The sequence below is a fragment of the Nocardia sp. NPDC057668 genome (assembly GCF_042799795.1).
GTDB lineage: Bacteria > Actinomycetota > Actinomycetes > Mycobacteriales > Mycobacteriaceae > Nocardia.
In genome coordinates, this window is record NZ_JBHVIC010000004.1 from 58,634 (window position 1) to 80,590 (window position 21,957).

At 68.1% G+C, this 21,957-nt stretch carries 21 protein-coding genes; 4 read left to right on the forward strand and 17 right to left on the reverse strand.

Translation table 11 applies throughout. The features are described 5' to 3' along the window. From ACFVBH_RS24245 to ACFVBH_RS24310, 14 genes are all read right to left on the reverse strand, one after another. Nucleotides 1–849 carry an alpha/beta fold hydrolase gene (locus ACFVBH_RS24245; protein WP_379004732.1) on the reverse strand — a complete coding sequence of 283 codons (849 nt, stop codon included), beginning with the start codon at nucleotides 847–849 and terminating at the stop codon, nucleotides 1–3. Beyond that, complete coding sequence (locus ACFVBH_RS24250; protein ID WP_379004734.1) at nucleotides 846–1,517, reverse strand: hypothetical protein; 672 nt, start codon at nucleotides 1,515–1,517, stop codon at nucleotides 846–848. Before ACFVBH_RS24250 ends, ACFVBH_RS24245 begins: the two co-directional genes overlap by 4 nt. Before the next feature lie 41 nt (nucleotides 1,518–1,558). After that, nucleotides 1,559–2,515, reverse strand: a complete 957-nt coding sequence (locus tag ACFVBH_RS24255; protein WP_379004736.1) for an MlaD family protein — start codon at nucleotides 2,513–2,515, stop codon at nucleotides 1,559–1,561. Continuing rightward, entirely contained in the window at nucleotides 2,512–3,582 is a 1,071-nt protein-coding gene (locus ACFVBH_RS24260; protein WP_379004738.1) for an MlaD family protein, read from the reverse strand. The genes ACFVBH_RS24255 and ACFVBH_RS24260 overlap by 4 nt, the downstream gene beginning before the upstream one ends. Continuing rightward, nucleotides 3,579–4,682 (reverse strand): MlaD family protein, encoded by a 1,104-nt coding sequence (locus ACFVBH_RS24265; protein WP_379004740.1) that lies wholly within the window; start codon nucleotides 4,680–4,682, stop codon nucleotides 3,579–3,581. The genes ACFVBH_RS24260 and ACFVBH_RS24265 overlap by 4 nt, the downstream gene beginning before the upstream one ends. Beyond that, nucleotides 4,682–5,683 (reverse strand): MlaD family protein, encoded by a 1,002-nt coding sequence (locus ACFVBH_RS24270; RefSeq protein WP_379004742.1) that lies wholly within the window; start codon nucleotides 5,681–5,683, stop codon nucleotides 4,682–4,684. Before ACFVBH_RS24270 ends, ACFVBH_RS24265 begins: the two co-directional genes overlap by 1 nt. Next, entirely contained in the window at nucleotides 5,671–6,675 is a 1,005-nt protein-coding gene (locus ACFVBH_RS24275; protein ID WP_379004744.1) for an MlaD family protein, read from the reverse strand. The genes ACFVBH_RS24270 and ACFVBH_RS24275 overlap by 13 nt, the downstream gene beginning before the upstream one ends. Beyond that, nucleotides 6,672–7,739 carry an MlaD family protein gene (locus ACFVBH_RS24280; protein ID WP_379004746.1) on the reverse strand — a complete coding sequence of 356 codons (1,068 nt, stop codon included), beginning with the start codon at nucleotides 7,737–7,739 and terminating at the stop codon, nucleotides 6,672–6,674. The genes ACFVBH_RS24275 and ACFVBH_RS24280 overlap by 4 nt, the downstream gene beginning before the upstream one ends. Before the next feature lie 4 nt (nucleotides 7,740–7,743). After that, entirely contained in the window at nucleotides 7,744–8,607 is an 864-nt protein-coding gene (locus ACFVBH_RS24285; protein ID WP_354985787.1) for an ABC transporter permease, read from the reverse strand. Beyond that, nucleotides 8,604–9,458 carry an MlaE family ABC transporter permease gene (locus ACFVBH_RS24290; protein WP_379004748.1) on the reverse strand — a complete coding sequence of 285 codons (855 nt, stop codon included), beginning with the start codon at nucleotides 9,456–9,458 and terminating at the stop codon, nucleotides 8,604–8,606. Before ACFVBH_RS24290 ends, ACFVBH_RS24285 begins: the two co-directional genes overlap by 4 nt. Before the next feature lie 333 nt (nucleotides 9,459–9,791). After that, complete coding sequence (locus ACFVBH_RS24295; RefSeq protein ID WP_379004750.1) at nucleotides 9,792–9,938, reverse strand: DUF1059 domain-containing protein; 147 nt, start codon at nucleotides 9,936–9,938, stop codon at nucleotides 9,792–9,794. Between the two features lie 376 nt (nucleotides 9,939–10,314). After that, complete coding sequence (locus tag ACFVBH_RS24300) at nucleotides 10,315–11,604, reverse strand: lipase family protein (protein ID WP_379004752.1); 1,290 nt, start codon at nucleotides 11,602–11,604, stop codon at nucleotides 10,315–10,317. Nucleotides 11,605–11,801: 197 nt separating this feature from the next. Then, nucleotides 11,802–12,359 carry a helix-turn-helix domain-containing protein gene (locus ACFVBH_RS24305; protein ID WP_354985707.1) on the reverse strand — a complete coding sequence of 186 codons (558 nt, stop codon included), beginning with the start codon at nucleotides 12,357–12,359 and terminating at the stop codon, nucleotides 11,802–11,804. A 123-nt stretch (nucleotides 12,360–12,482) separates the two neighbouring features. Then, nucleotides 12,483–13,118 (reverse strand): TetR/AcrR family transcriptional regulator, encoded by a 636-nt coding sequence (locus ACFVBH_RS24310; protein WP_379004755.1) that lies wholly within the window; start codon nucleotides 13,116–13,118, stop codon nucleotides 12,483–12,485. Between the two features lie 111 nt (nucleotides 13,119–13,229). On the opposite strand from ACFVBH_RS24310, the gene ACFVBH_RS24315 reads away from it, so the two are divergent. Next, nucleotides 13,230–14,891 carry an MFS transporter gene (locus ACFVBH_RS24315; RefSeq protein WP_379004757.1) on the forward strand — a complete coding sequence of 554 codons (1,662 nt, stop codon included), beginning with the start codon at nucleotides 13,230–13,232 and terminating at the stop codon, nucleotides 14,889–14,891. Here the strand turns inward: ACFVBH_RS24315 and ACFVBH_RS24320 are convergent. Continuing rightward, a complete protein-coding gene (locus tag ACFVBH_RS24320; protein WP_379004759.1) occupies nucleotides 14,793–15,443 on the reverse strand; it encodes a winged helix-turn-helix transcriptional regulator in 651 nt (216 codons plus the stop codon). The two genes, ACFVBH_RS24315 and ACFVBH_RS24320, sit on opposite strands and share 99 nt — an antisense overlap. 119 nt (nucleotides 15,444–15,562) lie before the next feature. Here ACFVBH_RS24320 and ACFVBH_RS24325 point away from each other — a divergent pair, with 119 nt between their 5' ends. Further along, nucleotides 15,563–16,051: a hypothetical protein gene (locus tag ACFVBH_RS24325; protein WP_379004762.1), complete on the forward strand. Its 489-nt coding sequence runs from the start codon at nucleotides 15,563–15,565 to the stop codon at nucleotides 16,049–16,051. A gap of 293 nt (nucleotides 16,052–16,344) precedes the next feature. Further along, nucleotides 16,345–17,937, forward strand: a complete 1,593-nt coding sequence (locus ACFVBH_RS24330) for a GMC oxidoreductase (protein ID WP_379004764.1) — start codon at nucleotides 16,345–16,347, stop codon at nucleotides 17,935–17,937. 3 nt (nucleotides 17,938–17,940) lie between these two features. On the opposite strand, the gene ACFVBH_RS24335 is transcribed toward ACFVBH_RS24330, so the two are convergent. Beyond that, nucleotides 17,941–18,498 (reverse strand): helix-turn-helix domain-containing protein, encoded by a 558-nt coding sequence (locus ACFVBH_RS24335; protein WP_354985711.1) that lies wholly within the window; start codon nucleotides 18,496–18,498, stop codon nucleotides 17,941–17,943. Between the two features lie 243 nt (nucleotides 18,499–18,741). On the opposite strand from ACFVBH_RS24335, the gene ACFVBH_RS24340 reads away from it, so the two are divergent. After that, nucleotides 18,742–20,031, forward strand: coding sequence for a GDSL-type esterase/lipase family protein (locus ACFVBH_RS24340; RefSeq protein WP_379004767.1), 1,290 nt, complete (start codon nucleotides 18,742–18,744; stop codon nucleotides 20,029–20,031). 80 nt (nucleotides 20,032–20,111) lie between these two features. Here ACFVBH_RS24340 and ACFVBH_RS24345 read toward each other — a convergent pair whose 3' ends face one another. After that, on the reverse strand, nucleotides 20,112–21,032 hold the full coding sequence (locus ACFVBH_RS24345) for a replication protein RepA (protein WP_354985713.1): 921 nt from the start codon (nucleotides 21,030–21,032) through the stop codon (nucleotides 20,112–20,114). Between the last annotated feature and the right edge of the window lie 925 nt (nucleotides 21,033–21,957).

A 21,957-nucleotide genomic window follows, 5' to 3' on the forward strand; every position in this document is an offset into this window, starting at 1 on the left:
TCAGCCCACGATGCGGTGGATGATCGCCGTGCTGAGCCGGGCGGGCTCCTGTTCCGGGACCCAGTGACCTGTTGCTGCCAGCTCCACGAATTCATAAGGCGCGGTGACGTGTTCGGCGCAGCCGTAGGCCGCCGAACGGGAGACCGCCATGTCGTCGGCGCCCCAGACGAAGGTCGTGGGCACCGTCACCGGGGGTACCTCGTGCCAGCTGGTGCCCCGGGCGCGGTACCAGTTCAGTGCGGCGCTCATCGCGCCGGGCTCGGAGAGCAGGCGGATGTGGGCGTCGGCGGTTTCGCGGGTGAGTGCGTCGCCGTAACCCAGGCGGAGGGCGGCGGCGTCGTTCGTCAGCAGCAGGTCGGCGGTGCCGTCCTGTTCCAGGAGGCCCAGATACGCCGACATCTCCTGTTGTTCGGGGTCGGTGCCGATCGCCCGGGCGAAGGCCGCGGGGTGCGGCACCGAGACCGCGGTCAGGGATGTCACGCGGTCGGGGTGGTGGGCGGCGGTTGCCCAGGCGACGATCGCGCCCCAGTCGTGGCCGACGAGGTGGACGGTGTCGAGCGCGAGGGCATCGCACAGGCCGACGACGTCGGCCACCAGTTCGCTCAGGCGGTAGGCCTCGACCGGATGGTGGCGGGCGCCGGCGGAGTAGCCGCGCTGGTTCGGGGCGTAGCTGGTGATCCCGAACGCGCTCAGGTGCTGGGCGACCGCATGCCAGGAGGCGGCGCTCTGCGGGAACCCGTGCAGGAGCAGGGCCGTCGTGCGCTGCGCGGTGGAAACCGGTCCCGCGCGGTGCACCTCGAAGTTCGAGTCGCCCACCGGGACCAGCAGGGTCGGTGTCGCGGTGGTCATTTCGCGGGGAAAGCGTTCTGCAGGCCGCCCACCTCGGTGATCTTCCAGGCGGCGTTGCGATCGATGGTCAGGGAGTAGGTCACGGTGGTGGTCGCGCCGTCGGGGGTCTGGGCGCTGGTCGAGGTGACCTCGAGGTAGGCATTGATCTTGTAGATGCCGCCCGCTTCGGAGAGGATCGAGGCCGAGAGCGGGGTGGCCTTGGAGGTCCACTGCAGCGGGAGCAGGATCTGCTCCAATTGCGGGGCGGTGGCGTCGAACTTCGCGGACAGCTGCGGGGTGGTGCCCGCTTTCAGGCGGGTCAGCCACGCTTTGGTGTCGTGGTAATCGATGGTGGATGCCCCGACCGCGTAGTCGGTGGCGACCTGCTCGGCGTGCCGCTCGTCGGCCGCCCGGGAATCACGATCGGCCAGTTCGGATCTCGCGGAGTTGTAGAGCATCCCCAGGACGATGATCACCACCAGCGGCAGCACCAGCGCGACCGCGTTCCGCAGGGTCGACAGGGAGATCGAAATCGAGCGCTGACCGTTGGCGGGCGCGGGCGCGGGAGGGGACTTGGGGGTCTTCGCCAAAACCGCAGGCGCCGTGCCGGTCTCCGTCGCAGCCGCACCTGTCTCGGCCGCCCCGGACTCCGGACCGGTCCCGGTGCCGGCGTCTATCCGTGTTGTCATCGCTGTGGTCCTCTCACCGAAATGTGCTGTGGCCCCATCAATTACTTGACCCCGAGCCGAAAGTGCAGTGTGCCGTCGGCGTCGACGCTCTGCAGCGCCTGTCCCAGCAGCGCGCCGATGTCCAGCGCCGGTACGCGACCAACCGCGTCGGCGACCACCGGCTGCAGCATCGGACCCAGCTGCGCGGCATCGGGCCCGATGCGGGCGATCAGCTCGGTCACCTCCCGCAGGAAGGGAACCAGCCCGTCCCCGGTGAAATACGCCGAGACCGGCCGGCTCTCGGCCAGCGCCGAACCCGACTCCACGATCTTGTTCAGCGTGGTGCCGAACGCGCCGAACTCGGGTCCCGCGGTGGCCAGCGAGGGCCCGAGCCAATCGATGTCCCCACCGAGGGTCTGGATGTCGTCGAAGAGCTGCCGCACCGGCCCGGTCCGGCTGAGCAGGGTCGCGGCCAGCAGCGAGGTCGAGCGCTGCAGGGTCTGCACGGCGGGATCGGTGCCGGTGAAGGCCCGGTCGAAGGTGCCGACCAGGTTCGAGATGACCGCCGGATCGAACTGTGCGAGCAATCGCACGAGTTTCGCCGAGAGCGCGGTGATCGTCATGGGCATGCGTACCCGATCAGCCGGAATCCGTTGCCCGTCTTCGAGATACGGGGCGGTCGCGGTCGCAGGTGAGAACTGCACGTAGGGTTCGCCGAGTGCGGAGAGCTGTTCGATCCGTACGGTGCTGGACAGCGGAATCCGGTAGCGGTCCTCGATCCGCAGCCGGACCAGCACGCCCGCGGCGTCCTTGCTGACGGATTCGGTGCGCCCCACCTGCACCCCGGCCAGCAGGATCGGCGCGTTGGGCCCGAGTCCGCCCGAATCGTCGAGCAGCAGTTCGGCATCGACGTAGCCGCGCCGGGGGTCGACGTGCAGCACCCCGAACGCCATGTACGCCACCCCGGCGACCAGGACCGCGACGATGGCCGAGAGTGACACGACCGCGCGAACATTCATCGCACCGCTCCGATCATGCGCAGGGTGCCCAGGATCCGGCCGGTCTGCTCCTCGGGCGAGCCCGTGCCGGGCACACCGCTCACCCCCGCCAGGTTCACCTTCGGTCCCTGCTCGGCGAAGGGGATGATCTTGTTCTGGATCAGGTCGACGAGTTTCTTCATCGTCGAGGGCGAATCGGTGTCCAGGGGGTGCGCGCCGAAGAGCATGGGCACGACCGCCCGGGCGGTGCCGTCCAGCGATTGCACGACGGGTGCGAGCCAGGTCAGACTGGGTGCGACCGGGCCGAGCGCGGTCAGCACGAAGATGACCCCGATCTCGGCGTTGATGGTGTCCACGGTGTGCTGCACGCCGTAGGGGGTCAGCAGGACGTCGAACATCGGCAGGTTCTGCACCAGGCCCTGATCACCGGTGGCGGCGAGCCCGTTCAGCAGGGTGTCGACCGAGTTCAGGTTCTCCCCCATGTCCATCAGGTCCGCCCCGAGCAGTCCGGCCAATCGCGCTGTGTCGGCGGGGTTCTCGGGCATGACACCGTTCATCGTGGTGACGATGGTCTGGATGTCGGTCACCGCGCCGCTGCCCACGAACGCGGAGAGTCCGGCGAAGATGTCCTCGATCGGCAACGCGGCGATGGTCTGCGCGAGTGGAATCGTGGCCCCGGGTTCGAGCACCGAACCCGCGGCGGTAGCGGGCACGCTCAAGGCGATGTGCACATCGCCCAGCGGTGTCTCCTGCCGCAGTGCGGCCGTGGTCTCCGCGGGCAGGCGCACCGAGGTGCGCACGGCGACCTCCGCGACCACGTATCCGCGCCGGCCCGCGATCGTGGCGGCGGCGGGATCGGGGTCGACGAGATCCAGCGCGGTGAGTTCGCCGACGCGCACGCCGTCGGCGAACACCTTCGCGCCAGGGGGCAGGTTGAGCACGTCGGCGAATTCGATGCGCAGCGGGTAGGTCGGGCCGTCGACTCCGGAGCCGGGAACGGTGATCTCCGACGGCTTCCACCCGCAGGCGGTGAGCGTCAGCAGCAGGGCCAGCACCGCGCCGAGCCGGCGGCCGATCCGCCGGTTCATCGTGCGCTCACCGCGCTCAGCAGGGCGGGAAGCAGGGGCACGGTGATGGCTCCGTTCGGATTCGTCCGGCACTGCTGCCCGGTGATCGCCTGCACCCCCGCGCAGACCGCGACCGTATCCTGCTGTGCGAGAGCGATGCTCGGCCCGGCGTAGCCGATGCGCGTCTGCCCGGTCGCCGGGTCCTTCGCCGAGCCGAAACCGCCCGCGATCGCCGGGACCATGGCGATGAGCTCACGCAGCGAACCGACGCCGGACGCGATGAGGCCGGCCAAGTTCTCCACCGAATCCAGCGCGCGCAGCGCGGGCGAGGCGAACATCACGATCACATCGTTGATCTGGGGCAGCGTCTTGCTCAGTCCGTCGACCAGATCGATGATCGGCGGGAAGGCGATGAGGTTGATGTCGTTGAAGGTCTGCGGCAGCCCGGTGATCGTTTCGCGCACCTGCGACCAGCCCGCGCGCGCCCGCCGGGTGAGCTCGCCCAGGGCGTCCAGGAGTGCGCCGATGTGGCCGATGGCGGCGTCGGGCGCGGCCAGCGCCGTTCCCAATTGGTTGATGATCGCGTTGAGTTGGTCGCCGGTGCCGCTGGTGGCCCGGTCGAGCGCGGTCAGTCCCGCACCCAGCGCGGCCTGCTCGGCGGGGTCACCGGCGCCTTCGAGCTGATCGGCGAGATGCGCCAGCGCGTCGAAGGTCTCCGAAAGGCTTTTGGGGGTCAGTGTTTTGGTGATGCACTCCCCCGGGTTCCAGCCCGCGCCCGCCGGTTCGTCCCCGACCAGGGTGAGGGTGCGGTCCGCGAGCAGGGTGTCGCTGACGGTGACCGCGCCGACATCCAGCGGCAGGGTGCGATCGGCCCGGACGGTGAACCGCACCCGGGCCACGGTCCCGGCGAGGTCGATGCCGGTGACCTCGCCGACGCGCACCCCCAGCACGGTGACCGCGCTGCCTTCGTACAGCCCGATGCTGTCGGGCATATCGGCGCAGTAGGCACGGGTGGGCGGGGATTCGTTGCCCGCGGTCAGGGCGATGGCGCCCGCGGCGATCACCACGAGTGCGACCGTGGCGGACATCAACGCGCGCGAGCCCAGGATCCTGTTCAGCATCAACACACACCTCCCGGCACCGGGACGCAGATGCCCGCCACGGTCGCCGCGGATTGATCGACCGAGATGCCGCCTTCGGGCGGCAGCAACGGTAAGAGCTTGTCGCCCATGGCTTTCAGGGACACGATCAGCTCACCCAGCCGAGTGGCGAGCTGCTCGAGCGGTGGTATCGCGTCGGCGAGCGGCTGCGCGCGTTCCTTCAGTCCGCGATCCCAGGCGGTGCCCAGCGGCGCCAGATCCTGCAGCACCGCCGCCAGGTCGTTGAGCGCGTTCGCGACCTGGGTCTTGTTGTTCTGGATGATGTTCACCATCGTGCCCAGCGTGGTCACCAGGCGCGCGAGGACATCGGAGTTCTCGCGCATGGCGGTGAGGTACTCGTCGGCGAAGTTCAGGGTGCGGGAGATGTCGCTGTTCTGCCGGTCGAGGAGACCGACCAGATCCTGGGCGGCCTGCACCGCGGACCGCACCGATTCCGGGCTCTTGTCCAGTGAGTTCGAGAGCTGGGCCAGGTTCTGCCGCAGCACGGTGCCGTCGACCTCGCGTACCGGGCGCACCGCGTCCTGGAACGCCGCGGTGAGGTTGTAGGGGATGCCGACGCGCTCGCGCGGGATGACACCGTTGCCCAGAGATTTGGTGCCCGCCGGTTCGACGGCGAGGTAGTAGCCGCCCACCACGGTGAGCATGCGGATATCCAGAACGCTCTGGTCGCCGATGAACGTCTCGCGCCGCGCGGTGAATTCCATGGCGACCCGATCCGCGAGCAGGGTCAGCGATTTCACCTTCCCGACCGGGATGCCCGCGATGCGCACGTCATCGCCCGGGCGGATGGTCCCGGCCTGGGTGAGTTCGGCGCGGTAGGTGGTCTCGGGGGTGGTGCCGGTGAGATAGACGACGCCGATGCCGGTCACCAGCAGCACGACCGCGCACAGGCCGCCGATCCCCCAGCGCAGGTCGGTATTGCGTGGTTCGCCCTGGCGGACACGAGATTTCAGGAGTTGCACAGCGTGATCCTCTGGCCGGCGATCAGGATTCGGAGCGGCTCGGGAGCCTGTGCGCTGCCGCGCGAGCAGCCCGGTTGCGCATCCGGGCCGGTCCGGGGCAGCGCCGCGGTGACCGACTGGATCAGCCCGGGCATCCGGTCGAAGACCGCGACCGCGTCGTACGGGTCCGGGAACGCCTGTTTGAGCAGTGCGTCCAGGTCCCGGTCGCGGGCGCCGGTGAGTCCGAGCACGGTCAGCATGCTGCGCAGCGGCTGCAGCACCGGGGGAATCTGGTTCGAGAAGTTCACCAGCCCGGGCAGTTTCTCGGCGATGACGACGAACAGGTCGGTGAGGCTGCCCAGGAGCCGGACGGCGTTGCCGGAGTCCCCGCCGATGTGCTCGGAGACCCGGGACAGGTTGGCCACCAACGTACTCAGGACGGTTTGCCGGTCCGAGGCGTACCGGCTCAGTTTGTCGATCGCCCCCAGCGCCGGACCCAGTCCGGTGCCGTTGCCTTCGACGACCGCGAGCAGGCTGGTCGTGAACTGGTTCAGATCCGCCGGGGACAGCTCGCGCAGCACCGGCTGCAAACCGTTGAACAGCGTGGTGATGTCGAAGGCCGAGATGGTCTGATCGACGCCGAATGTGGTTGCTGCGCTGCGACGTTCGCCGGGTTGATCGGGCTGGTCGATCTCGAGGTACCGGAAGCCGGTGAGGTTCTGATAGCGGACAGCGACCTTGGTGTTGGTGAACAGCGGGCGGTCCGCGACGACGGTGAACCGCACCCGGGCCAGGGTGCCCGCCAACTCGACGGCGACGACCTTGCCGACCTGCACCCCGTACAGGCGCACGTCGTCACCGGGCCGCAGTCCGTTCGCGTCGGCGAACATGGCCGTGTGCGTGTCGGTTTCGCCGTCGACCGGGCGGGTGATCAGCGTGAACACGCCCGCCAGAACCAGGACCATCGCCGCCACCGCGAGCAGGACGCGAACGAACAGTGCACGGGTGCTCATGGCTGTCCCTCGTTCGGGTTCGGCAGGCCCGTCACAGCGGCCAGCGGCGCGGCCAGACCGGGCACGAGATCGAGATCGAGATCGATCCGCACGTCCAGCACCGGTCCGTCCGGGCCGGGTCGGAATCCGCGGGCGAGCCGATCGAGCAGTTCACTCGACTGTGCCCCGGCCCCCTGCGGGTCCGGAACCGCGGCGCTGATTCTGTCCAGCACCATCGTCAGCACGGGCAGCAGTCCGCCGAAATACGGTCGCGCCGTGCCGAACAGGGCTGTCACCGCGGGCAGCAGTTCGTTCTGCACGCTCGGCCACATGTACGCGAATTTGGCGATGTGCTCCTCCTCGCTGAGATAGCCGTTGGCGTAGCTGGCGTGCAGCACGGTCAGTCCGCCGGTGACCATGGGTGGCACCCCGGCCAGGGCCGCGCCGTACCGGTCGAACAGCTCCGCGGACGGCCGCTGCGCGGTCTCGACGTAGGAGCGCGCGGTGGTGCCGATGGCCTGCAACAGCGGGGTGAAAGCGCCCAGATCCCGGGAGAATTTGTGCAGCAGTTCGGTCAGCTGCGGGGTCAGGACCTGCTGGGTGAGATCGCCCGTGGAGTTCAGCAGCGCCGCCAGGGTCGCGTCGCGCAGGCGATCGGCGTTGCCCCCGGTGAGGTCGACGGTCGAGCCGTCCTCCAGGGCCGCGCCGGCGCCCTCGGGATGCAGTTCGAGCGCGCTGATGCCGAACAGATTGCCCGGCACGTAGTCGACCGCGAGTCCGGTGGTGAGTCCGAACAGCTGAGATCGCTGCAGGCTCAACTCGATTCGGCGCTGGCCCGCGCGGGCGAACTCGATCGTGGTGACCGATCCGACGCGGACGCCGTCGAGCCGGACGTCGGTGCCGGGACCGATCCCCTCGCCGACGTAGCCGACGACCAGTGCGACATCGATGCCGTCCGCCGGTGCGGACTCCGGGGCCACCCGCCAGGCCGCGCCCGCGACCAGTGCGATCGCGACGGCGCAGATGCCCAGGATGCGGGCGCGACGCGGCCCGACTTCGGTTCCGGGAAGGGTGTATTCGGGCATGGGCTCACCCCGTGAATGTGATGGGGGATTGAAATCCCCAGAGCAGGATCGTGGCGACCATGTCCAGGGCGATGATCGATACCAGACTCGCGCGAATGGCGCGCCCGGACCCGATGCCGACGCCCTCGGGACCGCCGGTGGCGAAAAACCCCTGATAGCAATGGATCAGCACGACGGCGATCGCGAAGATCATGACTTTGACGGTCGCGGCGAACACGTCCCAGGCCAGCACGAATTGGTCGAAGTAGTGGTCGTAGGTGCCTGACGGGGTGCCGTGCACGACGGTCACGATCACCTCGCAGGAGAAGTAGCTCAGGATGAGCGCGACCACGAAAGCCGGTGCCACCGCGATGATTCCGGCGATGACGCGGGTGGTGACGACGAACGGAACCGACCGGATGCCGAGCGATTCCAGGGCGTCGATCTCTTCCGAGATGCGCATCGAGCCGATCTCGGCGGTCATGCGGCAGCCGGCCTGCGCGGCGAAGCCGACGCCCGCCGCGATGGGCGCCAGTTCGCGGGTGACGCCGAACGCGGAAATGAGCCCGCTGAGCTGACCCAGCGACAGCAGATTGAGCGCGCTGTAGGCCTCGATGCCGATCGATGCGCCCATCGCCGCGCCCATGAGCAGCATCAGCGGCACGACGCCGCCGCCGACGATGATCGAGCCACGGCCCCAGGTCATATCGGTGATGACCGAGATCGTCTGGCGGCGGTAGTGCACCAGCGTGTACGGGATCGAGGACAGCACCTGCCAGCAGAAGCCGAGTACGAAACCGAGCGCGTCAATCGGGCGCATGGGTTGCAGGCGGCGCTCGAAGCGGATCGCCCAGCGCAGTCCGGCGGGCCGGTACGGCGCGGCCATCAGGCCATCCTGACGGGCAGGAACATGGTGACCACCTGGGTGATCGCGGTGTTGAGCACGACAACCGCCGCGACCGACATGACGACCGCGGCATTGACGCCGTCGGCGACTCCGCGCGGTCCGCCCTTGGCCTCGAGGCCGCGCTGACAGGCGATGATCACCACCAGGAATCCGAACAGCGTGGCCTTGATGAGCGACACCCACACGTCGATCGGGGTGGTGAAGGAACCGAAGGACTGCCAGTAGCTGCCCGGGGTCACCTCGAGCGCGGTGACCGCGACGGCGAAACCCGAAGCGATGCCGACGAAGACGATGAGGATGTTGAGCAGCGGCGCGACCAGCATCATGGCCGCGATGCGCGGCACCACGAGTCGCTGCACGGGATCGACGCCCATCACACGCATGGCGTCGATCTCCTCGCGCACGGTGCGCGCGCCCAGATCGGCGGCGATGGCGGCGGCTCCGGCCCCGCCGAGCAGCATCGCCGTGGCCATCGGCGCGCCCTGTTTGATCACCCCGAGCCCGCCGGCCGCGCCGATCATGGAGTCGGCGCCGAGCTGGGTGACGATATTGCCGACCTGCGCGGAGACGATGACACCGAACGGGATGGCCATGAGCACGCTGGGCACCGCGGTGACCCGGATCAGGAACCAGGCCTGCACGAGGGTTTCGCGAACTTGGAATCGGCCACGAGCGGCATCGGTGGCCCCGATCGCTATGGCGTGCGCGCCGATTCGGAGTGCGCGCCCGAGGGTGGCCACGCTCGAGAGTACGGTTTCGGCGAAATTGCGCCGGAGTACCGCAGCCGGTTTCGGCGGTGGTTCGATCGCGTCGCCGTATTCGGATTCGAGCACCGTCCGAAGCCGGGAATTAGCGTCATTGCTCTGTGTCATGGATTCCGACGTCGCTGTTCTACTTCGAGGTTCCCGACCGGCGATATCGGATTTTCACCGACCGCCTCGGGCGCCACGTGGACGAGGAAACGAACTCCGCGCGGGCAGCGTTCGTGGGCTACGCGGTGACGCTACCATATGAGCTGGACCACATTCCAGACATCATTCCAGATTAGTGCGCAGTTTTCCGCCCGACAGTGGAAGCGATGATCCGCCCGCCGTGAAGCCACGGCCTACTGCTCGTAAACCGTTGAACACCAAGCAATATGAGAGATGCCGACAGCCGGCACCGGCTCAGTACGCGATGAAGAGAATTTCCTCGCGTGAGTAGTCGTGGGTGGGATGCACCTCGGCCAGGTGCGCGCGAGTCTTGGTCACGAGGTCTTCCTCATCGGTCCCCCGGATGTACTCGCCGCAGGGGCAGTTGAGCCGTGTCTTCATTGGATTCCCTTCCGTCGCAATGCGAGCGAGTCCACCGCGGCAGTTCGCGGGGCACACCCTCCGACACCAAAGCATAGCGGTGTCCAGACAGATGTCCATAAGAAATGTCGGGACGACTCGACGAGATTCACCGCGATCGCGGTCGAGAATTCATTCGGCTTTCAAATAGTGAACGGCGTTCATTTCATCTATTAGCCGATACATCCCGGACCGGGGCACTCCATGCGACACCCAATCCTGGGGCGTCGCGAACGGAACGTCACAGTGACGCTTCACCGTGAAGGCCCACAGCCGGATCATCACACCCTGTGGCGGACACGCCGAGTGCCGCAACGGTCGAATACCGTTGCGGCACCGGCGCTATGAAAGGGACCGGCTACAGGTCAGCGGTCAGCGGATTGCCCGGGGCCACGCTCGCGCAGTTCGACCCCGCCGGTACACCGTCGAAGCGGGCATCGATCCAGGCCATCGCGCCGGTGGTCCAGACCGCCAGGGTCGGGATGTGGCTCAGGCCGTCGTACTCGTGGTACTCGACCGCGCTGTTGCCGGTCGCGCAGTACTGCCGCACGAGACTGCGCACATCGCCCGCGACCATGACGCCGTCGCCGCGCCCGACCGTGGGATTGCTGCCGGGCGTGCCCTCGATGTCACCGCCGGCGCCCTGCGCGATGTACAGCGGAATGGTCGGCGTCGGTGCCGAGCCGAGGTTCACCTTGTCGACCGTATCCACCAGCGCCTGAACGCTGTTCGGATCCGCGTACTCCGGCTTGACCAGCTGCTGCCAGGACAGGCCCGGGTACTGGAAGAGCACGTTCGCGATGGACGCGTCGTGCAGCGCGGCCACGACCTGACGGCCGCGATCGCTCAGATAGGGCGAAAGGTCGATGTCGTACGACCGCGCGATGCCGATGATGGCCATACCGGCCACACCCGCCCAGCCCAGACTGCCACTGACATACCGCAGGTTGTGCGCCGGATTCACCAGCAGTCCGCCCTGGGTCGCGCCGACGATCTTGTCGTTGACCTCGGGGGCGTAGTCGGGGGCGAGCGCGGCGGCCCAGTTGGTGGCGATCGCGCCGCCGGAATACCCGACGAGCCCGATACGGGTGTCCGCGGTCAGACCGGTTTCCCGGGCCTGGGTCGCGGCGCGAATGGAATCCAGAGTGGTCATGCCGTATTCGGGTCCGGCCGCGAAATCCGCCTGCGGCCCTTCGGTGTCGGCGATGATCGCGGTATAGCCGCGCGAGAGGATGTCCGCGATCAGGATGCTCTCGGACGAGAGCACCATGCCGCCGAAGCTCAGGTCACCCGCGATCGAGCGCGAGGGACCGTGCTCGGGACTGAGCGAATCGTAGAACGACTGGTACGCAACGGCTTTCGCCGGATCGACCCCGCCGGGCGGCAGCAGGACGGACGTGACGTTGGCGATCGGGCGGAGCTGCGCGTCGGTGGTGCGATACAGCAGCTGGATCGCGGTGATCGGGGTGGGGATGGACGCGATGTGATAGCTCAGCGTCCGGGTCGCCAGCACGGTGCCGGGTGCGAGATCGCCCAGGGGCGTGGCGCCGCGGTAGGTGTAGAACGAATCGGTGGCCGCGTACGCCGCGGGGGCGGGCACCGTCGTGGACGCGAAAGCGACCGACAGCGCCGCGATCGCCGACAGCATCGGGGCGACCGTACGTGCTCTTCTCAACTTTTTCCCCTCGAAAGCCCGCGAGTAACCCCGCCCACAACCGGACGTAATTGTCCGGTTACCGGTTGGTAGTGTGTCCGCCCTCACCCGGCCGCGTCAAGAGCGAGATCGAGGAAAAAATGAAAATCTGACGTTTCGCCTATGGTCAGCGGCGGTCCGGACCGGACCGGTCAGCGCCGCAGCGAGCGCAGCAGCAGCTGCCAGGACTTGTCGGCGATCGTCGCCCGCTGGTCCTCGGGCGTCCGATTCAGCAGCGCCCCGAGCATGCCCACCGCGAGGAAGATCTCCTCGGCGGTCGCATCGGCACGGATGCTGCCGCGCCGGGTCTCGTCAGCGAGCTTCTCCCCCAGCAGCCCGTAGAGCCGGCCGATCACCTCGGTCAATCGCGAATCGCTGAGATCAGCGCCCGCCAGCGAGTCGAAAAGCGGTGTTACCGTGGTCATTTGCTGAAATATCTGGTCCAGGAGCTCATCCAGGGTGGAGTCCACATCGGCGGCCAGGGCCTCGAGTTGCTCGATATTCTCCCGGAATACGGCCAGGATGATCGCCTCACGATTGGGGAAGTGCCGGTACAGACTTCCCTGCCCCACGCCGGCTTCGCGCGCGATCAGACTCAACGGCACGTTCAGCCCGTGCGCGGCGAAAGCGCCGCGCGCGGCTTCCAACAGCGCGGCACGGTTCTCCGCGGCCGCGGCCGGGCCTTTGTTGACACGTCTTGGCGAGCTCACGCCATTGACGTTATCGGGTGCGGTTCCGGCCCGAGCATCGGTCCCACTCACCGGGACCGGCCCGGAAGCGAAGTCGTTCGCTCGGCGGTTGCGCGTCGAACGGTCGCCGCCATCCGGACCCGGCTACTCGCGCGCGGTGCGGGCGGTCAGGAAGTCATCGACCAGGCGGATGCAATCGGCCTCGGTGACGGGCTCTCCGCCGAGCAGGCGCTGGAAGACGATGGGGCCGACCAGTTGCGCCAGCGCCAGGGCTCGTTCCCGCTCCCCCACCGGTTCCCGCATCTCGAGGCTGTCCAGTACCTCGTCCAGCGGGCGCCGGTACTGCTCGATGATCCGCTCGCGCAGTGACGTAAAAGCCGGGTCCGCACGGTAATCGGCGTGCTCGGCCGTCGCGAGCCAGGCCATGGCCATGACATTGATCGGTGCGTCGTTGATGACCGCGGCCTGGCGGGTGATCAGATCGATGAGCCGGGTGCGCAGGTTTCCGCTGTCCCGGGCCTCGACCACGGGTGGCAGCAGGGCCTGCAGCGCGGTGGCGCGCAGGTGTGCGGCACTGTCGAAATGCCGGTACAGCGTGGTGCGGGCGACCTTCGAGATCCGGGTGACCGCTTCGATGGTCACCGCCTCGATCCCGCCGGCGGTCAGCAACGAGGTGGCCGCCCGCAGCAGATGCGCGCGCGAGCGGGCTTTCCGCGGGTCGCCGTCACCGTCGATCGGCGTCGTGAAATCGGCTTCCGTCGAACTCTTTTCGATTTTCACGCCGATACCATCGCTATTACCGGTTGTGTTACTGGCACTTCTACCGTCCCCCTGGCAAGTGTGCTACTGGTAGTAGCGTAACGCTACCTTCAGTACCTTTGGGAGACGCCGATGACTTCCGGCCCCGCCCGACTATCGACGATGCAGCGCTGGACGCTCGTGCTGTCCTGTCTGGCAATCGTTCTCATCATCGCGTCGATGGCCGCGCTGTACACCGCGCTGCCCCAGATCGTGTCCTCGACGGGTGCGACGCAGCAGCAGCTGACCTGGATCGTGGACAGCTACACCCTCGCGCTGGCCTGTCTGGTGCTGCCGGGCGGGGCGCTCGGCGACCGGTACGGGCGGCGAGCGGCACTCGTCGTGGGCCTGGCGATCTTCGCGGCGGCCTCGCTGGTGCCGGTGTTCGTGGACGGGGTCGGCTGGCTCATCGCGGCCCGGGCGGTGGCCGGTGTCGGCGCGGCCCTGGTGATGCCCTCCACGCTGTCGCTGCTGACCGCGAGCTTCCCCGAATCTCGGCGCGGGCTGGCGGTCGGCATCTGGGCGGGCATGGCCGGCGCGGGCGCCGTGGTGGGCATCATCGGGTCCGGGGTACTGGTGGAACACTGGTCGTGGCAATCGATTCCGCTGGCCATGGGCATCGCGGGGGCGGTCTTCACGATCGCCTCGTGCACACTGCCCGAATCCGCGGATCCCGCGCGGCCGCCGTTCGATCTGCCCGGCTCGGCGCTGTCCAGTCTCGCGGTCGGGCTCCTGGTGCTGGCGATGGTCGAGGTTCCCGCGCGCGGGTGGACGCATCCGGTGCCGTGGGGTGCGATCGCGGGTTCGGTGCTCGCGGGCGCGGTGTTCGTGGTGGTCGAATTGCGAACCCGGCATCCGCTGCTGGATGTTCGGCTGTTCCTGCGCCGCGGATTCGGCAGCGGCGCACTGTCGGTCGCGATCCAGTTCCTGGTCTCGTTCGGGTTGTTCCTGCTCATCGTGCAGTACATGCAGCTGATCCTGGGCTACGGGCCGCTGTGGTCGGCGCTGGCGCTGGCGCCGATGGTCGGGCCGATGATGCTGCTCTCCCCCATCGCGCCCCGCATGGCCGAGCGGTTCGGACTGCGCGTCCCGACCGTACTCGGCCTGATCACGCTCGGCATCGGACTGCTCTCGGTGGCGACCCTGTCCACCGACAGCGGCTACGCGGATCTGGTGTGGCCGTTGCTGATCACCAGCACCGGCATCGGACTGGCCACCGCGCCCGCCACGGCCGCGATCGTGTCCGGGGTGCCGACCGGCAATCACGGGGTGGCGGCCGCGGTCAACGACGCCGCGCGGGAAGTCGGCGCGGCGGTCGGCATCGCGCTGGCGGGCAGCATGCTCGCGGCCGGCTACAGCGATCGCATCACCTCGACGGTGGCGGCGCTGCCCGAGCAGCTGCGCGGACCGGTCTCGGATTCTCTCGCAGCCACTTTGCAGGTCACCGCCCACCTCGGCCCGCAAGCCGACCCCCTCGCGCAGGCCGCGTCGGCGGCGTTCGTCCACGGCACCGGCCAGGCCGCGATCGCCCTGGGCGTGCTGACCCTGGTGAGCGCGGTCGTGATCGGGTTCTTGGCGCCGGGCCGGGTCCGCGCGGCTCCCAGCGTCGAATCGAGCAGCGTCGAATCGGATGCCGCCGAATCGACTACCGCCGATTCAGGCAGCGCCGAAGAGCCGGGCCAGGGTGGGCAGGACCTCGAGGTCGCCGGTTGCGGTGAGCGCGCCCTCGGCCACGGCTCGGGCGAGCGTTTGTGATCCGGCGTTCAGCGCGGCCAGGGTTCGCGCGTCGGTGACCAGTCGCGTGCGGGCGGCCGGTGCCGCGGTAGCGCGAATGTCGATGGTGGCGCCGGTGATGGTGAAGCCGAAGGTGTGGCCGTCGACGGCGAGTTCATAACTGCCGTCGGCTGTTCCGTCGGCCCGGTCCCGATCGAAACGGACCTCCAACGCCAGGGCGACGAGTTCGGGATCCAGGTACTGGTCGTCGGCGAGTTCACCCAGGCGAGCCGATCCCCAGCGCGAGAGCTCGTACAGGACCGGACGTAGCGCCTCCCCGTCGGCGGTGAGGCGGTAGACCGCCGACGCCGCGGGCGGCGGCAGGGTGTCGCGGGTGATCAGCCCCGCGGCGTCGAGTTCCTTGAGGCGCTGACTGAGCAGGCCGGTGCCGATGCCGGGCAGGCCCTCGAGCAGATCCTTGAATCGCTTGGGCCCCAGCAGCAGATTGCGCACGATCAGCAGCGACCACCGCTCCCCGAGCAGATCCAGGGCGGCGGCGATGCCGCAGTACTGGTTGTACGAACGCTTGGCCATGGTTCAGAAAGTTTAGTCTCCTACAGCATCTACTTCAGTATTATGAAGTGTGTAGTTCAGAATTAGTAAGCATTGCCGTTCGGATCGGCGTTCGCCGACCTCGTCCAGGAGGCACTCTCATGACCAATTCCCCTACCGGACCGAGCACTTCGTCCCACGCGTCGCACTCTCCCGAATCGCACGCCGACACCGGCAATCCCACGGGTCCGGGCCCGGCACTCCGCGTGCTGGCGGGTGGCCGGCTGTTGCTCGCGGCCGCGGCCCTGGCTGCTCCGCGCCGATTCGCCGCGGTCGTCGGCGTCGCGAGCTCCCCCGAACTGACATACATGACAAGGATTTACGGCGCCCGGGCCCTGGCGATGGGCTTGGGCTACCTGACCGCGTCCACACCCGAACGGCTGCGCTGGCAGCGGCTGGGCCTGATGGTGGACATCGCCGACACCGGAACCGGTCTCGTCCACCTGGCACGCCGGGATGTTCCCGCCAGAGCCGCGATCGCCATGGTCGCACTCACCGGGTCGTATGCGGTCGCGGCTGCGGCCGACGTGATGGCTCGACGCGGACAGGTCGCCCGCAGCGATCTTCGACCCCGGAAACATGCTGCGTAGACCAGTGTTTGAGCATCCACGACGACCCGATGTCACTTAACGTCGTACATACGACATCCTATAAGACAGTACCTACGACACTAACTACGCCCTAGAGACGATCACGTCGCGCGACGGCAACTCGGGGCCGTGCGCGACGCATTCGGCGAGACCCTGCCCACCACCGCCGATGACGACCCGCCGAAAACCGCCCCTTTATCCGGACAACACTGTCCGGTATCGTCCACGCTCGACAGCTGCCTTGTGGCGACCGTCACGCCCTGGCTTCTCTCCCCCCCGAAGGGTCTCTCCCGATGACAGCACTTTCGCGCCGGTCGATGATGACCGGTGTCGCCGCCGGTGCCGCACTCCTGGCCACCGGCGCCCTGACCCGGCCGGCCCCGGCCGCGGCCCGGGTCAACCGGGTCGAACTCACCCGCGAGGACCACCGCGTCGTGGTGATCGGCTCGGGCTTCGGCGGCGGCGTGACCGCGCTGCGCCTGGCCCAGGCGGGCGTGCAGGTGACAGTGCTCGAACGCGGATTGCGCTGGCGCACCGGACCGAACGCCGAGACCTTCCCGCGGGCGTCCGCACCCGACAAGCGCATCCTCTGGTACCGATCGAGCCCCAACCTCTTCGGTACCCCGATGGTGTTCGAGCCCTACACCGGTCTGGTCGAGGCCGTGCCCGGAACGAATATGACCGCGCTGTGCGCCTCCGGCGTGGGCGGTGGCTCGCTGGTGTACCAGGGCATGTCGCTGCAGCCCACCGAAGACCTGTTCAACACCTGGTTCCCCCAGGAGCTGGACTGGGCGACCCTCAACCGGGTGCATTACCCGCGCGTGGCCCAGATGCTCGGGCTCGCCGAAGCCCCCGACGAACTCATCGCGACCGACAACTACCGGGTCGCACGGATTTTCGCCGATCGCGTCCGGCAGGCGGGGATGCCGCTGTCCAAGATCCCGATGCCCATCGACTGGAACTACGCGCTCGCCGAGCTGCGCGGGGAGATGAAGCCGTCGTATTCCAACGGCGACGGTGCGATGGGCGTGAACAACGGCGGCAAGCATTCGGTCGATGTCACCTACATCGAGCAAGCCGAGGCCACCGGCCGGGTCCGGGTCGAAACGCTGCACGAGGTCACCGACATCGAGCGCGGGCGCGACGGACGCTGGGTGGTGCACGTGCAACGCCTGGACACCACCGGCGCGGTCGTGGAGAACAAGATCCTCACCACCGGGGCCCTGGTCATGGCGGCCGGAAGCCTCAACACGACACGGCTGCTCGTGCGCGCGAGCGCCAAGGGCCAGATCACGGATATGCCCGACGGCCTGGGTCAGGGCTGGGGCACCAACGCCGACCGGATCTATCTCTGGAACGACCCGACGGCGAATTTCGGTGCCGCACAGGGCGGGCCGGTGGTGTACGGCAGCAAGAACTGGAACGACCCGAAGTCCGCGTTCACCATCATCCAGGCGTCGATTCCGCCGATGGGCGTCGACGCCGCCAGCACCATGATGGTCGGCTTCGGCGTCAGCGCGGACCGCGGTCACTTCAGCTACGACACGGCGCGGGACGACGCCACGCTCTACTGGCCGCAAAACGGCGACGGCGACATCCAGAACAACCACATCGGCCCGGCGGCGCATCGCATCGCGGCTTCCACGGGCACCCTGGTCGATACCAACCTCGCGTTCAACTCGACCTGGCATGCCCTGGGCGGGGCCAACATGGGCGTGGTCTGCGACCTGGACGGCCGGGTCAAGGGTCAGCCCGGCCTGTACGTGGTCGACGGCGCGCTGATCCCGGGCACCACCGCGGCCTGCAATCCCTCGATGACGATCGCGGCACTGGCCGAACGGGCCCTGGACAACATCGTGGCCCGCGATATCGGCTCGCTCATCTGAGCATCAACGAAAGAGGCCGTGCGACAAGATATTCCACGCCTGCCGGGAGACCTGCTCCCGGCAGGACGGGTCGGTCTTGGTCAGCAGGGCCGCCAGCATCGACAACGCCATGATCACATCGGCGGCCGTGGCCTCGGTCCGCACGTCACCGCGCTGCGCGGGGTCGTCGATCTTGCCCGAGATCAGGACGAACAACCGGGTCGCCGGTTCGGTGAGCCGTGCGTCGAACGTGGATTCGGGGTCGATGAGCGCGATGAGCGCGGCCGAGTCGGTGAGCTGTTCGACGATCATGTTCAGCAGTTCGCCCAGCGAGCGCCCGGGATCGGCCGCGCGCGCCTCTATTTCGGCGATGTTGTCGTCGAATACCGCGAGCGCGATCGCTTCCCGATTCGGAAAGTGCCGGTACAGCACGCCCTGACCCACACCTGCGGTCCGCGCGATCGCCGACAGCGGTGCGTCGAAGCCGTTCTCGGCGAAAATCGTTCGCGCCGCCGCGAGAATCGCCGCCCGGTTTCCAGCCGCTGCGCTCGGCCCCTTGTTGGTTCGGCGTGCGGTGGTCATCACCTGGAGATTACCGGAGCCGGGCGCCGCCGATCGCGATACCCGTCGCCGATCGGCGCACGAGAACGACCGTTCGACGCCACATTTCGACCTCCGGGCGCAACCCCGATGGGTGTCCACCACACGAATGCCAGTCTCGAGTCCGCCCGCCGACAGCGCGGCTACAGAAGGAATTTCATCATGCGAACAGGCCGAAGACGTCCTGGCTCCCGGTCCCGCCGACCGTCCCCTCGCCGCGGTTCGATGCTCGCCTGCGCGGTGCTCGGTGCGGTCTCGATCGTGGTCCCGGCCGCGTCGGCGACCGCCGATCCCGCCGTACCGGGCTGCGGCGCTGATCATTTCGTGGCCGGTTGGACAGCGAGCGTGACCGACGCGGTCACCCCCTTGGACCCCACCGGCACCGTCGTCCCGTCCGTGGTCTCGGATCAGAGTTTCCGGATGATGATCACCCCGCACCTGGGCGGTTCGACCCTGCGCATCCGGTTGAGCAACCGGTTCGGATTGACTCCGGTCACGTTCGGCGCGGTCACCATCGGGACGCAGGACATCGGCGCGGCGGTGCGGAATCCGCGACCGGTGACCTTCGGCGCGGGTCGCTCGGCGGTGGTGCCGGCGGGCTCGGAGATCGTGAGTGATCCGGTCGAGCTGAGCTTCGCGGCCTTCACCCGGCTGGCGGTGAGCATCCACGTCGCCGGGACCGCGGGACCGCCGACCAAGCACTGGAACGCCAACGCCACCTCGTACTACTCCCCCACCGGCAGTGGCGATCTGACCGGCGGCGACAGCGGTGCGGGGTTCACCGAGAAGACCTATTCGTGGCTCTACGTCGACGCACTCGAGGTCTCGGCCCCGGCGTCGACCCGGTCCATCGTCGCGTTCGGCGACTCGATCACCGACGGCATGATCACCAACTCACCGGTCGGAGTACCCGCCGAGATCGCCCTGGCCGACACCGACGGCCGCTACCCGGACGTGCTGCAACGCCGGCTGGACGCGGCCGGAATCCCCCTGTCCGTGGCCAACGCCGGTATCGGCAGTAATCGGCTGGTCACCGACGGGCAGCCGCTGATGCTCGGCCCCAGCGGAATACAGCGCTTCCGGCGGGACGCGCTCGAGCAGGCCGGGGTCGCGGGCGTGCTCGTTCTCGAGGGCATCAACGACCTGGGACTGCCACCGCAGGCGAACGCGGACCAGATGATCGCCGGTCTCCGGCAGGTGGTGGCCGAGGCACGGCAGGCGGGGGTGAAGATCTGGCTCGGCACGATCCTGCCCGCGGCGGATGCCCTGGTCAACGGCGTGGCCATCGCACCGGCGAGTGAAGACTTCCGGCAGCGCATCAACGCGTGGATCCGCACCCAGCAGATCGCGGACGGCGTGGTCGATTTCGATGCCGCGCTGCGTGATCCCACCGATCCGACGGTGCTCGCGCGCGCGTACAGCGGCCCGGACCGGCTGCATCCCAATCTCGCCGGATACCGGGCGATGGCCGACGCGGTGGATCTGACGATGCTCGCCGAGGCGCTCGACTGCTGAATCGTGCACGGACTGCAACTACTCGACCCCGCTCCGACCGGGGGATGTCCGCGAATTATGCGCGGACTGCAAGCAGTAGGTCAGGCGCGGGCCAGGGCCCGGAACCCGGGCGAGGCCGGAATGTGCGGCAGGCCCGGTCGCAACACCACACCCTGTTCGGTGGTATCGACGTTGGCCTGCGGATACACGACCAGAACCTGTTTGAGCGCGGCGGTGAAGTCACGCCGGAACTGGTGACGGCGACGGCGATCGGACGAGTCCGCCCCGGACCCGAACTGCGCCATGAGCGATTCCCACGGCACGGTCGTCTCGCGCTTGACCGAGAACATGCGATAGGTCAACCACGCGTAGATGTCCAGGCGCAGCGCCGAACCGCCCAGGGCCTTGATGGCGTTCATGTCCAGCGGAACCGGATGGGCGGTGACCTCGCGGAAGAACTCGTCGCTGAGCCGGACGGTCGAGGTGAACAACGACGGCTGCTCTTCGTCGGTGTCGGTGCCGCACCAGATGTTGTACGCACTGGCGACGTAGAGTTTCGCGCCGATCCGGCGGTTGGCGTCGCCCTTGTACTCGATGGTCAAGGTGGCGTTGAACAGGCGATGCGATTGGTTGCGCATCCGCGTGAGGGAACCGTTCTTCCCCCCGGTCGCGGTCAGGCCCATCGCGCCCATGAAGTCGGTGAGACTGTCCCCCAACACGATTTCCTGCGATCCGGTCCGCACCGCCTCGGTGGAGAGGAAGGTCAGGATCAGCCGTGGCATCGTGCCGTAGGGGTAACCGATGGACTCGGGTTTGTTGTTCTCGTCGGTGGTCATGCCCGGCTGCACCGTCAGGGATAGGTCACCGTTGCGGCGGCCCCACGCCGGAACGTCACCCGGATCCCGATACGGTAGCGACGTCTGGGTGAACACGCGAGCCAGGTAACCGACCTCCTGTTCGCCATCCCATACCTCGGCGGCAGCGCGCACGATGTCCAACGGAGTTCGTTTGGGTCGTGGCATGGCCCCTAGTTTTGCATGATCACAGCGAAATTCCAGTTCTCACCGACCCCGTGTCCGGTTTCGGACGCCTCTTTCCTATCGTTCGCCCCGTCATCGCACGCATAACTCGCGGACACCCGCAGGTAGCGCGCGGGATCGAGCCGGGACGGGCACGCATAACTTGCGGACCGCCACCGAAACATCACCCGGTCAAGACCCCCTGTCGCGGTGCGCCCGGCGCATAACCTGCGGACATCGGCACGTCGGACCGTCGGGCTTCCCGACGTCGGACCGCCAGCCGGCGTCGGGAAGCCGGCCGTATCATCAGGCTCCGACCTGCGGTTCTTCGCGTCCCGCAACGCATAACTCGCGGACATCGGGGGAATCGAGCCGTCCGGACAGCGGATGAGCCGCGCGCGGGCCCCGATGCCACCGTGGTGCGGACAGGTGTCGGCACCGCTTCTGACCAGGGCGTTTCCCGCGACGCAGACGCATAACTTGCGGACATCGCCCCGGTGACGGGCGGTTCGGACGTCACGCATGGCTTGCGGACACCGAAACCCCTTGCCGCCCACGCATAAACGGCGGACGGGCACGCATATCCGGCGGACACGGCACGCATAACTCGCGGACACCGGCGTCCGCGCATAACCGGCGGACACCGCACGCATACCTTGCGGACACACCGCAGCCGATCACGCATACCTTGCGGACGCTGACCGGGTAATCACGCATAGCTTGCGGACGGTGGATAACCGGCGTCCGCGTGTTATGCGTGCGGTGAACGATGATTCTCCACGGGCGAGGTCGTCGTAGTCGCTGGCTGCCGGATAAATTCGCGGACGTCGTGTCCGCGTGTTATGCGCGGCGAATCGCGGGATGCCGCGCATAATAGGCGGACACTTACCGGGGTGAGTTATCCACGCATATCTCGCGGACGTCATAC

Coding starts and splice junctions, on each gene's coding strand:
- ACFVBH_RS24315 (WP_379004757.1), top strand. CDS start 13,230: ATGACTTCCGGCCCCGCCCGACTATCGACGATGCAGCGCTGGACGCTC.
- ACFVBH_RS24345 (WP_354985713.1), bottom strand. CDS start 21,032: ATGCCACGACCCAAACGAACTCCGTTGGACATCGTGCGCGCTGCCGCC.
- ACFVBH_RS24340 (WP_379004767.1), top strand. CDS start 18,742: ATGCTCGCCTGCGCGGTGCTCGGTGCGGTCTCGATCGTGGTCCCGGCC.
- ACFVBH_RS24335 (WP_354985711.1), bottom strand. CDS start 18,498: ATGACCACCGCACGCCGAACCAACAAGGGGCCGAGCGCAGCGGCTGGA.
- ACFVBH_RS24275 (WP_379004744.1), bottom strand. CDS start 6,675: ATGAGCACCCGTGCACTGTTCGTTCGCGTCCTGCTCGCGGTGGCGGCG.
- ACFVBH_RS24320 (WP_379004759.1), bottom strand. CDS start 15,443: ATGGCCAAGCGTTCGTACAACCAGTACTGCGGCATCGCCGCCGCCCTG.
- ACFVBH_RS24250 (WP_379004734.1), bottom strand. CDS start 1,517: ATGACAACACGGATAGACGCCGGCACCGGGACCGGTCCGGAGTCCGGG.
- ACFVBH_RS24260 (WP_379004738.1), bottom strand. CDS start 3,582: ATGAACCGGCGGATCGGCCGCCGGCTCGGCGCGGTGCTGGCCCTGCTG.
- ACFVBH_RS24330 (WP_379004764.1), top strand. CDS start 16,345: ATGACAGCACTTTCGCGCCGGTCGATGATGACCGGTGTCGCCGCCGGT.
- ACFVBH_RS24295 (WP_379004750.1), bottom strand. CDS start 9,938: ATGAAGACACGGCTCAACTGCCCCTGCGGCGAGTACATCCGGGGGACC.
- ACFVBH_RS24265 (WP_379004740.1), bottom strand. CDS start 4,682: ATGCTGAACAGGATCCTGGGCTCGCGCGCGTTGATGTCCGCCACGGTC.
- ACFVBH_RS24245 (WP_379004732.1), bottom strand. CDS start 849: ATGACCACCGCGACACCGACCCTGCTGGTCCCGGTGGGCGACTCGAAC.
- ACFVBH_RS24300 (WP_379004752.1), bottom strand. CDS start 11,604: ATGCTGTCGGCGATCGCGGCGCTGTCGGTCGCTTTCGCGTCCACGACG.
- ACFVBH_RS24255 (WP_379004736.1), bottom strand. CDS start 2,515: ATGAATGTTCGCGCGGTCGTGTCACTCTCGGCCATCGTCGCGGTCCTG.
- ACFVBH_RS24325 (WP_379004762.1), top strand. CDS start 15,563: ATGACCAATTCCCCTACCGGACCGAGCACTTCGTCCCACGCGTCGCAC.
- ACFVBH_RS24280 (WP_379004746.1), bottom strand. CDS start 7,739: ATGCCCGAATACACCCTTCCCGGAACCGAAGTCGGGCCGCGTCGCGCC.